The sequence below is a fragment of the Nodosilinea sp. LEGE 07298 genome (assembly GCF_015207265.1).
Classification (GTDB): domain Bacteria; phylum Cyanobacteriota; class Cyanobacteriia; order Phormidesmidales; family Phormidesmidaceae; genus Nodosilinea.
Genome location: NZ_JADEXE010000209.1, coordinates 1 through 12,047 on the forward strand (window position 1 = coordinate 1; position 12,047 = coordinate 12,047).

Genomic DNA, 12,047 nt, shown 5'->3' on the forward strand with positions numbered 1-12,047 from the left:
CCGCAAGCATCGCCACCGCATTGTCAATTACGACTATTATCAGCGCGAACAAATCTGCTCGATTGGCTCAGGGGCTGTTGAATCGGCCATCAAGCAAATCAGCCGCAGAGTCAAGATTTCAGGGGCTCAGTGGAATGAGGACAATATCCCTCAAGTGCTGGCCCATCGTTGTGCTTATCTCAATGGCTCAATTGGGCTACAAAGGTGACATGCTCCCTCGGGTTACCTCCCGCTACTAACCAGGACACCTCAACCCTAGCGCCTTTATTTTTCTACCCCACAGATTTAACACCTAGACAAGAATCCCTCCATAGACTCAAGCTCCTGGGTGGTTTCAATCTCCATGACAATGAGGCCTTTCATGCACTCAAATGGAATCGCCCCTGCTTCGGCAAGTAGGGCATTTTGCCCACCCAGAGGAGACAACGGATCCATAATTGCTATGGCCGATTCACAGACCGCCGCTAGCTTTGCGTCGCTAGGTAGGGCATCAAACTGCTCGGTGGCATTGATACACTCAAACGGATCGTCAACATCAATGTCGCGCAGCTCGTCAAATTTCTCAAAGAAGGCTGCCACGAAATTGGCGTACATCCACCGTTCGATTTCATTGGCATAGGGTTGCCCGTGTTTGACTGGCCACATGTCGAATTCCCCCAAATACCGGCTGGCAACGTGACGATAGAGCACTCTTTTGCTAAGGGTAACCAGAAATATTAGGCTGACGCGCTTGGCTGTAGATAAACGGGGGGCTCACCGAAGGAGGCGAAACCGCCGAAGGCTTTATTACCGCTATCTCAACGTTAGCCGCCCGGTAGATAGGGAGGTGCAGCGTGCGCTTGTCAGCATCCATGGGCAGTGGATGGTGAAGTTATCGTCATGATTTGGATGAAATGCCTGAACTTTTCCCCGATCGGTATGGGCAAGCTAAGAAGGCTTGAGAAACTTAGCTTTCATAGTGATGTGGTGTGTGGCTAGCACAGCGTCTTGATGGCCAGTTTACAGCCGCAGCCCGGCGGAACAATGGAGCAACTGGCATGGCGAGATTTGTCTTAACCCACAGCAATAGCTATGCCACCGCCCTGGACTGGTCAACGCGACCTGGCCATCAACTCGTTACCCCGTCGCGGCTGGCGGCTAGGGCTTTATCTAAGCCCCATCAGCCTCTTCGTAGACTAGCGATCAAAGCCCTGGAGGCTGGGGGCAAGAAAATCGCCTCTGATCTCACCGCTCAACGGCTGTTTCACCGAGTGGTACAAGACATTGCGCAGCCGGTAGATGGGCTGGGTACCGCTAGAGCCTGGTTGCCGGGGGTGCGATCGCTCCTCCAAAGCAGCCCCAATCTCGCGACAGTGACCGCCGCCGCTGAAAGAACCGCCCAGCTGCTCGACGTAGCCAGAGCCTATCAAACCGCTCTGAGTGAGCAAGGTTTCATCGACGGGGAAGACCTCTACTGGCACGCTGCCGAGAGCCAGGTACCTCCCCAGCCGGTGCTGATCTACGGCTACTTTCAACCTCGCCCCGATGAACTGGCCTGGATCAATGCCCTAGCCGCTGAGGAAAGTGTGCTGTTTTTGCCGATCGCAGACTCACCGCTATTTGCCGATAGCCAAGCTGCCGTGGATTGGCTGGTGAAGCAAGGCTGGCAGGTCATGGGAGAACTGGATGCCAGATACCAGGGTTCTAGCGGGGATCTGGCTGCATCCGCTAACTCTAGGCAGAACCCTGGTATCTTTGCCCTCGGGGAATCTCTCAGCCAGGTGTTTTGCGGGGACAGATCCCAGGGTTCTAGCGGGGGGGAGGATGTAGCCGTTAAGTCTGCACAGAACCCTGGGATCTCTTCACCTGGGCAGAACCCTGCGATCGCCTACGCCTACAGCACCCTGGAATCGGAGGTGCGGGGCACCCTGGCCCAGGTCAAAGCCCTGCTCAACGGCGGCACCCTCGCCCGCGACATCGCTGTTGTCGCTAGAAACGAAGTCGCCTACGGCCCCAAGCTGATTGACATTGCCTGGGAATACGGCGTTCCCCTGCGGGCGCTCTACCAAACCCCACTACTCACCACCCGTCTGGGAACCTGGCTAAACCAGCTAGTAGACGTGCTCGATGCCAAATTCCCCTTCGAGGGCACCGCGCGGCTCCTCAGCCACGCCCTGGCCAGCAACCCGGATCGCGACTTTTGGGCCACTGCCCGCCGCCAGCATCCCCAGGGCTTTGCCGCCTGGAAAACCCTGGCCCAAGACCACCTCGATCTCGACCTCGACCTCCTGGCCCAGATTAACCAGGCCCGCCGTCGCGACAACTGGGTAGACCTGTGGCAGCGTATCTTGGGCCGGTTTGACCTGCGCCGCCGCTGCGCCCGCTGGGCCAGGGAGAGCCTAGCCTTCAACACCTTCCGCAGTGCCCTAGGAGAACTGGCCGAACCCGAAGCAGAAATTCTCAGTTGGAGTGACTTTCGCCAGGAATTGCGGGACTTGCTAGACAGCTTGACCGTACCCGCCCAGCCCGGTCGCGGCGGGATCGAGCTGCACAGCCCCCGCTCGGTGGTCGGGGCAAGGTATGCCCATGTCTTCGTCATTGGCATGGCCGAAGGGGTGTTACCTGCCCCCATCGGCAATGACCCACTGCTCGACTTCTTTGAACGGCAGCAGCTCCGCCACCAGGAGGTGATGCTGCCGAGCGCCGCCGAAATGGCTCGGCGAGAGGCACTGAATGTCTATTTTTTGCTGCAAACAGTGACCACCTCCGTGGTGTTTTCCTATCCCCAGTTGGAGGGGCGCAAGGAACTGTTGCATAGCCCTTACCTGGCGCAGTTAGGGCTAAACCCCGGTGAACCAACCGCTGCTGCGATCGCCAGCCTTGAAGAACATCGCCGCACTACCCTGCGCCACAACGCCCCAACCGAAGATTCGGTGCTCCTGGCTGCCATCCACGCCTATGCAGTTGAACAGCACCGTGAGAGCAGCGCCGCTGCCAACGAGTACGACGGCGTCATCGGTATTCCCTTCGACTATGGCGACTGGCCCTTCAGCGTGTCGCAGTTGCGGAACCTGGGCCAGTGCCCCTTCAACTGGTTCGCCCAAAAGCTACTGAAGCTGGGGCCACCGGAGGAAATCAACGACGACCTGGATCCCAGCCAGATTGGCCAGCTCTATCACCGAGTGCTGGAACTGGTGTTGACCCGGTGGGGCAAGCATCCAGAGTTGGAAGTAGGCGATCCGACAATGCTGCACGAGGCCTTTGCGATCGCAGAACGTGAACTCATTCCCCCCACTATCCCCGCCTGGACGCTGCGCCGGGAAGAACACCTCCGTGTCTTGGCCCTAGCCCTGCAAGACCCCAACTTTTTGCCCACTGGAGCAAAGCCGGTTTTGCTGGAGGGCGACTTTGAGGGGGAATGGCACGGACTGAAAGTGCGGGGCCGCATCGACCGGATTGACCGCACCGACGCCGGACTGGTGCTAATCGACTACAAAACCGGCAAAAGCCGCCCCACCGGCATCAAAGACCAAACTGGCAAAGCTTGCATCGACCTCCAGCTCCCGCTCTACCGGGTGGCCGCTGGCCCAGCCCTATTTGATGAACCCGTTGCCGACGCCTACTACTATTCCATTCGCGGTAGGGAAAAAATTGCGCTCTCACCGAAGGCACCCCAGCATGAATTGCCCGCCGCTATCGAGCGCTGCAAAACCCATTTAGAGACCGGCCACTATCCGGTGCAGCCCGATATTGAGCGGAAGGCCTGTGCCTACTGCGATTTTGATGTCCTGTGTCGCCAGGGCGACCGCCTCAGCCGTAAGGAGATGACCCATGGGACTGACTGAACAGCAAGAACGCGCCGCCTACAGTCCTAAGAGTGTGGCGGTCACGGCAGGGGCGGGCACCGGCAAAACCCACATGCTCTCCGAGCGCTATCGGTACTTTTTGCAGCAGGGATTTTCGCCCCTGAAAATTGTGGCGGTCACCTTTACTGAAAAAGCGGCGGCGGAACTGCGATCGCGCATCCGCTCCACCATCGCTACCTCTATGGGCGATCGCCCCGACCTACTAGCCGAGCTAGAAGCGGCCCAAATCAGCACCTTCCACGCCCTTGCCGCCCGCATTTGCCGCGAGCACGCCACCATCGCTAACGTGCCCCCCGACTTTGCTGTGCAGGACGAGCTGGAAAGCCCCATCTGGCAGGCCGATGTCTTTGCCGATGCCCTGGCCCAACTGCCCAGCCACTTCTACTTGGGCATTCCCTACTCGCTTATGCGGGAGATATTGCAGGCGCTGCTAGCCGATCCGCTCACCGCTGCCCAGGCACTGGAAAAAGGTCGCGACGACTGGCTGCCCTGGGTGGAGCGCGTTCAACTTCAGGCCCTAGAGGAATTCTTGTCGCACCCGGACTGGCTAAGCAGCAAGCACATTCTGCAAGCCTACGCTGCCCCTGGCGACAAATTAGAGGAGCATCGATTGGCGGCCCTGGATGCGATCGCCCTATTTGAAGAGGGCCATGCCGCCCAGGCGTTGGATATACTCAACAGCTTGAAAATCAACGTCGGTAGCCAAAAGAATTGGGGCGGCAAAGATGTATTGGATGCAGTGAAAGGGGCGATCAAATCGCTGAGGACTCTGGCCGAAGATGCCTTAAAAACCGGGCTTATCACTCTGGCACCCAACGTCTTTGACGACCAAACCGATGCCCTGCTGCCCAACCTGCGGGGTGCCTTTGCCTGGGTGCGTGACTTCCTACAAAAAGCCAAGTACCAGCAGCGAATTTTGGACTTCAACGATCTCGAAGTTCACGCCCTGCAAGCCCTGGCAGACCCATCGGTGCAGCACTACTACGCCCAGCGCTGGCAGGTGTTCTTAATTGATGAATTCCAAGACACCAACCCCATCCAGGGCCAACTGCTCGAAACACTCACCGCCAACGCCACCCTCACCATCGTCGGCGATCCTAAACAGTCCATCTACAGCTTTCGACGGGCGGATGTGCGGGTGTTTCAAGCCTGGCAAAAACATATTCACCCCGGCGATGACCCTGTCAAACTCAGCCTCAGCTTTCGTACCCACCAGGCCCTAATCACCCAAATCAACCAGGTATTTGCCCCCGTGCTGGCCGACCTGCACCAGCCCCTCGATGCCCACCGCCAGGAAACCCTAGAGCCCACCCCAGAAATTCAGCTCTTCACCGTGACGGTGGATGAGGAATATCAGAAAGACAAGGGCATCGATACCAATGCTGATGCCTGCCGCCGGGTGGAAGCCCAGAAGATCGCCGACCTGGTGGAGGAAATGCTGTCGGCCAAGCTGGCAGTCCATGACAAGCCCAGCGGGCAATTGCGGGACATTCAGCCCAAGGACATCGCCATTTTGTCGCGCACCTGGGGGCCGCTGGAGCTGTACGGCAATGCGATCGCCGCTCGCGACATCCCTATCTTGCAGGCCGGGGGCGGCAACTTGCTCGACACTCGCGAAGCCAAGGATGCCGGGGCGCTGCTGCGGTTTTTGGCTGACCCGACGGATAGCTTGGCCCTGGCGGCAGTGCTGCGGAGTCCCTTCTTTGCGGTCAGCGACCGCATCCTCTACACTTTTGCCCAAACTCTGCCCGAGAAAACGGGCTGGTGGAAACACCTGCGCACCAACATCGACCCAGACTTGAGCCACGCCAGAGAAACCCTAGGCGAGCTGCTGATTGCCCGCCGCACCGAAGCCCCAACCCGGCTGCTACAACTGGGCGATCGCCTCACCGGCTACACCGCCGTGATCGCCAACCTGCCCGGTGCCGATCGCCGACTGGCCGACTGGCAAGGCTTTGGGGAACTGGTGCGATCGCTGGAGTCGGGTAGCTTCGATGTGCTGGCCGTCATCCGTCGGCTCCAGCGGTTGCAGGCTGCCGAAGTCGAGGTGCCCCGTCCCGCCCTGGCCGGGGGCAATGCCGTCAGCCTGATGACCATCCACGGATCCAAGGGGCTGGAGTGGCCGGTGGTGATTGTGCCCGACCTGGCGCGATCAGCTTCCCATGACTCACCCCTGGTGCGTTTTGACCCCGAGCTGGGGGTGGCTCTCAAACTAGAAGATGAAGCAGGCGAACGGCAAAAGTCGGCCCTCTACACCCTGCTGGAGCTGCGCAAAAAGGCCGCTGACAGCGAGGAGAGCAAGCGGGTGCTCTATGTGGCCCTAACTCGGGCACGCGATCGCCTCATTCTCACCGCTGCTAAAGCTGCTGGCGGCGGCCTCGATATTTTGCAACCTGGGCTAGAGAGCTTGATTGCTCCTGCTGCCATACCCTTTGCGCCAGACCTAGCCCAGCCCGTTGCCCCGGTGGCCCCTACTATTCCACCCTTGCCCGAGCAGATCATGCTCTACCCTGCCAGGGCGGGCTTTGCCGAATTGCCGGTCACGGCCCTAAGCGATTACGCGATCTGCCCCCTAAGGTTTAAGTTTCGCCATGTGGATGGTCACCCCGGCTACACCAGCGGCAATGGCACTTCCAATTCGGGAATGGAGCTAGGCAAGCTCACTCACAAGGCTTTGGAGCTTGGCATTACCCAGGCAGAAACTTTGGCTACCTACGCCCCTCACCTAACGCTAACTGCCGTCGAAGAAGCGCTGAGCCTGGCCCAAGTCTTTCGCCACTCCCCGGTCTATGCGACCCATCGGGCAGACGCGATGCATTGGGAACACCCAGTTTCACTCACCATAGGCGACCTCACCCTCAACGGCGTGGTGGATTTGGTGGGCGAAGACTTTGTGCTCGATTTTAAGACTGACCAGGTCATGCACCCAGAGCACCACCAGTTTCAGCTCTGGGCCTATAGCCGCGCTATGGGCAAACCCAACGCCTATCTGGCCTATCTACGGCATGATCATCTGCATCCATTTGATGCAGAGGCTTTACAGACCATCGATCAAAAGGCAGATGAATTGGTAGAAGGGCTAATGGGCGGTAACTTTGCCCCCACGGCTGGATATCACAACTGCGGAATTTGTCCTTATGAAGAAGCTTGCGGTAATCGGTGGGCACAATAACTTAACTAGGGCGGCTTGACGACATGTTTCCCTGGGGGACAAAACAACTGCGGTGCTTCGAACCTTATGGAACTGCAATCGACAACTATCCTAATGCTAAGCGCTAACCCTAAGGGAACCCAGCCCCTACGACTAGATGAGGAACGGCGAGAGATAGAGGCCGGATTGACTGAGAGATCGAAACTACGAGATCAGTTCACAATCATTACTAAGGTTGCTGTTCGGCCAAGGGATTTCCAGCGAGCTATGCTGGATCATATCCCCCAAATCGTACATTTTAGCGGACATGGAGAAGGTACGCAGGGCATAGCTTTAGAAGACCAGATAGGCAAGACTCAATTAGCAAATACTGATGCTCTGGCCTCACTATTTGAACTATTCTCAGAACATCTTAATTGTGTTGTTCTCAATGCTTGTTATTCTTATGTTCAGGCTGAGGCGATTGCCAACCATATTCCTTACGTAATTGGAATGTGCGATCAGATTGGAGATCAAGCTGCGATCTCATTTGCTGTCGCATTTTATGACGCTCTTGGGGCTGGGCGAGATGTTGATTTCGCCTATAAAAATGCTTGCGTTGCCATCAAGATGGAAGGTATTCCTCAGGCTCATATTCCTGTACTTCACAAAAAAATAAAAGTTGAGGATATCTCTAAACTTCCATCTCAAGCATTAACTGTGCCAGCTAATCCTCGAAAATCTGCACCCTTCTCTGCCTATAACTCAGCCAACTTCGCTGGAAGGGAAACAGAAACTCACCAGTTCGTCAACCTTCTTAAGGCCAATTGTAGAATATTAGCCATTGTAGGCATGACTGGTATTGGCAAAACTATTTTAGCAGAAAGAGTAGTTGATGCATTAGAGAGCAGTAATGTAGCTGACTCCAGAACTTACTATCGATTCAGTTTAGATGATGAAGGTCTTAGCGCTGATTTAGCTAGCAGTGGCGCTGCTTTGCTTCGTAGTTTAGGGGAAGAACCTACCTTGGATGATCAACAAGACCCTAATAATTTGCTAAACCATCTGCTTAATTGCCTCTGTAGTCGCCCCTACCGCGTACAAATAGACTCTCTAGAGCGTTTACTTCAAGGAAATGAGCAGAAGGGGTGGAGTGAGTTTTGTGATCCTCTGTGGCTAAAGCTATTTCAGCGTTTTTTGGCTGGAAATGCTTGCTCTAGCCAACTTATACTCACCAGTCAAGATTTGCCAGCTGATCTAATCAGGATCGCTTCTACATTCCCTCAATTTTGGCACTGCCAAAAGCTTGAAGGTTTAGATTCTGATGAGCAACAGGAACTGTTCCAAAAGACAGGACTACCTCAAGATGCTGAGTCTCTAGAAATTTTGGAGCGTATTGGCGATTTCTACAATGGTCATCCTTTGGTATTACAGGTCATTGCTGAGGAGATGCGCAAACCTCCATTTCAAGGTAAGCCTAGCCACTATTGGCAAAAACACCAGACTGAGTTTGTTAAGCATTCCACTAACGTCAGTCAGATTGATCAAAGCAAGCTTTTCCGCATACGTATTCGGCATAAAGTGGAACAAACTATTCAGCGGCTACCAGACCAGGCATGGCAGATGCTTTGCGCTAGCGCCGTCTTCCGTTGTCCAGTGCCTATAACTTTTTGGCAAGATATGGCAATTGATTGCGATCCGGTTGTCGCTTTTGACCTATTGGAAGATCGTCACTTAGTAGAAGATGCCCCTAGCAAACATGAAAGATTAGTGCATCAACATAATCTTATTCGCTCTGCTGCCCTGACTTCCCTGAAATCGGATAGTTCTGTGTGGGAAGTCGCCCACCACCGAGCTGCTGACATTTGGCTCACCGCTTACAGTCCTGCACCTGATGCCTCAAATATTGAAAAAGTCCGAGGTTGGCTGGAGGCTTTTGAGCACTACTGCGAAGTGAAAGACTGGGACAAGGCTAGTGAAATCTATAATAAGCCAGTTGGCTCAGACCAGAGACCACTACACATGCAACTGCTTGGTTGGTCGTACTACAAAGAACTTATCAAAGTTAGCAATAGGCTGGCAGAAAATATTGCGTCTCCAATTAAGCGAGTTTGCTTGAACCAGATTGGCAATGCTTATAGAAATCAAGGGCAAATTGAGAAATCCATCAAATATTATCAACAGGCTTTTGAGTTTGCTCATGACACCAGAGATCGCATAGGAGAAAGTAGAGCATTGGGGTGCTTAGGATCAGCTCATAACAGCTTAGGCAAGTATGCTGAGGCAACCGAGTTTTTTAAGAAAGCATTAAGGATGGCTCGTGAAGTAGGCGATAGTCAAGGCGTATCTACATACCTAGGCAATTTGGGGATGGCCTGTCACCATTTGGGGGAGACTGCCGAAGCCATTTGTTATTACCAGCAGGCATTAACGCTTGCGCGTAAAATTGAAGATCGTGCTTACGAAGGCAGAATTTTAGGTAATTTAGGTGGTGCCTATCATAATCTTGGAAAGTACCAGCTAGCTATTCAGCACCATGAAGAGCATTTGAAGATTGCCCAGGAAATTGGAGACCGCCAGAGTGAAGGGAATGCGCTTTGTAATCTTGGTGATGCATATTCCTCATTAAAGGATTATCGACAATCAATTATTTATCACCAACAAGCTCTGAAAATCAGTCAGGAGATCAATGACCAGAAAGGAGAAGATCAAGATCTTCACAACTTAGCTCTTGCCCATCAGGAGCTAAAGGAATATGCTGCTGCAATTGAATATCACTCTCAGCGTATACAACTTGCTCGTAAAGCAAAGAATCATCAATTAGAGTGCGAAGCACTATTTCATCTAGGAGACTGCCAGGCTCGGCTTGAGAAGTATGCAGAAGCGGTAGAGAGTATGAAGACTGCTTTAGCCGTCGCTCGGCAGATAGAAGATAGGTCTTGGGAAGCAAGAACCTTAAAAAGATTGACAGATCTTAGTCAGAAATTAGGTGAATACCCTTTTGACTGAGAGTACTGCTAAAAATCTAATACCACTGCTGATACGTTGAATTATCGGCTCTTCCGGGTTCAGGGTGATAAGCCCAGCTAATATCTAGGCATAACAAGGCTTTCAGCAAATGCAGGAAAAACAAAATGTATCAAAAAATACGGTTTCAATCATAGATCCGGAAGAGCTGAATTATCTCTCCTTAACAAGCGTCTTTAGGGATTGTCAAGTGAGTTTTCTGATTTAAGTCATTTATCGTAAGTGGTGTTTAATTCAAGGCTAGCTTGGGAATTTTAAATAAAGGCATACTATTGAGATTAATACTATGAAAATCAAGAAACTTTGGGGAAATTTTTCAATAGTTAGCGTTCTTTCAGGCACTATATTGCTTGGAGCTTTTGGTAGCCAATCTGCAAATGCTCAATTCGTTGACTGTGTTGATGCAGGCAATGGTTCAGCATGGCACAACAGAAATCGAGATGTATCAATCGGTAGAGAGTTATACAGGGCTGTATCCTATATGTATGCTTATTCAGAAGGCGATTCTGTTGCGACATGCAGAGTGAATCCCACTCCTGGAAGTACGTATAGCTATGCAGTAGGATACAGCGATAGTGATCGCAACGCATCTCCTGCCGAGCTCATTATTTATCGAGATGGTACTGAGGTTTCTCGACAGACTATTAGGTCTGGTCAGCTATACTCCAGGATGATTGATACTTCTAATGCTAGAAGCATTAGCATCGAAGCCGTTTGCACCCGCTCTTCAGGATGCGGAACACTTTGGTTTACCCAGTTGGGAACTGATAGTCCAAGAAACCCTGGTCGCAGGTAAGGGTGTAAGCCGCAATTTGAAACTTGGAGTGCGTCAATCGCCAACCTGACTCAGACAAATATACTCTTTGTTCGTCCCACAGCTATTTTTACAAAGTTTTAGCAATAAATCGCTCAGTTTTATTGGTATCAGGGGTTATTTACCTTGATACCAATTTCTTTTAAGCGGGCACTATAAAGTAGCTTTCTCAAATGGTTAGGGACGTGAGCATCAATCGTCGGCAGTTCAATCGGTTAGCGCTTTTTGGCGGAGCTTCTTTAGCTAGCCAGTCTTACAGCTTTTTCTTTCCTAAACCTGCTGAAGCTTACAATCTCGATTTTTCGCTCCGCGACTTCTCAACAGGTCAAGTTTTTACTCGTTTGCAGCGTCTCTCAGCTGCTAGGCCAGTGCCAGGTGTACTTACTCCAATTTTGCAAGGAGGGGCTGGCGGCGGTCAGATTGAGTCGGGAGCTGCGAATGTCATTCGTCGGGCTGACCAAGGGTTACAACGCAACAACTTTATTCAATCACGCACAGAACTAGCACGAGCAGGTACTGGGACAGCAGCTAGTTCTCTATGGGGAAGGCAGCGTCAAGAAGGTTTTGGTAATAATGTAGGCTTTGCGTTTATTCAAAATTTCCAAGGCGATTTTAGCGATGCCAGGCTTTCAGGGCCAACCATGACAGGTATTCATAATGCTCAACCTGTATTATCGACTCAACGCCTTAGCCCGCTAGAAATTGCCGGTTCAACCTTACCAGTGCGATCTACGTTCGATGCCTTAGGCGGGTGGGAAGGCGATAACGGCTCCGGAGTAGCTTTTCAACAGTACCGAACGGCCTTAGGCATGGTGACAACTCGCTACGATCTTCGTCAACCCGGTCGGGGTGGTTTTGGCGATGTTCAAATGAGAATTGAGGCCTACGATCAACCTACTCGGGTCATAAGTGTCAGAGTTAGGTTTACCTAATTAGGTTATCAGCAGGTGTTGTCTTGGGTGACTGACAACGGGCCTAAACAATATGCCCCTTAGTGGTGCAGAAAACTTAGGGCAGTCTCACCATGAGAATGTGAGGACCTTAGCGAACTCAATGCGACAGTCTAGGGCGTCTCGCTTGCATTGAGAGGCGCAAGCGGGCGGTGGATTGCCCTTAGGCAAGGCTTGGAGGATGGGCAAGGGCAAACGCTCGTAGCAAAGCCGAGCCAGTTCCCGCAAACCGAGTTGCAGAAAACTCAAGCCCCGGTCGCCATGCCAATCCAGACGACTCC

6 protein-coding genes and 2 pseudogenes are annotated in these 12,047 nt (G+C 53.0%); 6 read left to right on the forward strand and 2 right to left on the reverse strand.

The window, feature by feature from the left end:
* Positions 1-208: pseudogene (locus IQ273_RS23140) on the forward strand (ISKra4 family transposase); the annotation flags it as partial.
* Positions 209-285: 77 nt separating this feature from the next.
* On the opposite strand, the gene IQ273_RS23145 reads toward IQ273_RS23140, so the two are convergent.
* The gene (locus tag IQ273_RS23145) at positions 286-645 is read right to left on the reverse strand and encodes a hypothetical protein (protein WP_194025516.1); all 360 of its coding nucleotides are present in this window, start codon (positions 643-645) and stop codon (positions 286-288) included.
* Between the two features lie 392 nt (positions 646-1,037).
* On the opposite strand from IQ273_RS23145, the gene IQ273_RS23150 reads away from it, so the two are divergent.
* The 5 genes from IQ273_RS23150 to IQ273_RS23170 all read left to right on the forward strand — a co-directional run bounded on the left by IQ273_RS23150 (position 1,038) and on the right by IQ273_RS23170 (position 11,748).
* On the forward strand, positions 1,038-3,824 hold the full coding sequence (locus tag IQ273_RS23150; protein ID WP_194025517.1) for a PD-(D/E)XK nuclease family protein: 2,787 nt from the start codon (positions 1,038-1,040) through the stop codon (positions 3,822-3,824).
* Positions 3,811-7,017: an exodeoxyribonuclease V subunit beta gene (locus IQ273_RS23155; RefSeq protein ID WP_194025518.1), complete on the forward strand. Its 3,207-nt coding sequence runs from the start codon at positions 3,811-3,813 to the stop codon at positions 7,015-7,017. Before IQ273_RS23150 ends, IQ273_RS23155 begins: the two co-directional genes overlap by 14 nt.
* Before the next feature lie 93 nt (positions 7,018-7,110).
* Positions 7,111-9,984 carry a tetratricopeptide repeat protein gene (locus IQ273_RS23160; RefSeq protein ID WP_397198498.1) on the forward strand — a complete coding sequence of 958 codons (2,874 nt, stop codon included), beginning with the start codon at positions 7,111-7,113 and terminating at the stop codon, positions 9,982-9,984.
* 304 nt (positions 9,985-10,288) lie between these two features.
* A complete protein-coding gene (locus IQ273_RS23165; RefSeq protein WP_194025520.1) occupies positions 10,289-10,798 on the forward strand; it encodes a hypothetical protein in 510 nt (169 codons plus the stop codon).
* Positions 10,799-11,001: 203 nt separating this feature from the next.
* Entirely contained in the window at positions 11,002-11,748 is a 747-nt protein-coding gene (locus tag IQ273_RS23170) for a Tat pathway signal protein (RefSeq protein ID WP_194025521.1), read from the forward strand.
* An 87-nt stretch (positions 11,749-11,835) separates the two neighbouring features.
* Here IQ273_RS23170 and IQ273_RS33940 read toward each other — a convergent pair.
* Positions 11,836-12,047 (reverse strand): annotated as a pseudogene (locus IQ273_RS33940) (IS4 family transposase); the annotation flags it as partial.

Bases quoted from the DNA above. Each gene is read 5' to 3' on its own strand.
- IQ273_RS23145 (WP_194025516.1), bottom strand. From the start codon at position 645: ATGTGGCCAGTCAAACACGGGCAACCCTATGCCAATGAAATCGAACGG.
- IQ273_RS23150 (WP_194025517.1), top strand. From the start codon at position 1,038: ATGGCGAGATTTGTCTTAACCCACAGCAATAGCTATGCCACCGCCCTG.
- IQ273_RS23155 (WP_194025518.1), top strand. From the start codon at position 3,811: ATGGGACTGACTGAACAGCAAGAACGCGCCGCCTACAGTCCTAAGAGT.
- IQ273_RS23160 (WP_397198498.1), top strand. From the start codon at position 7,111: ATGCTAAGCGCTAACCCTAAGGGAACCCAGCCCCTACGACTAGATGAG.
- IQ273_RS23165 (WP_194025520.1), top strand. From the start codon at position 10,289: ATGAAAATCAAGAAACTTTGGGGAAATTTTTCAATAGTTAGCGTTCTT.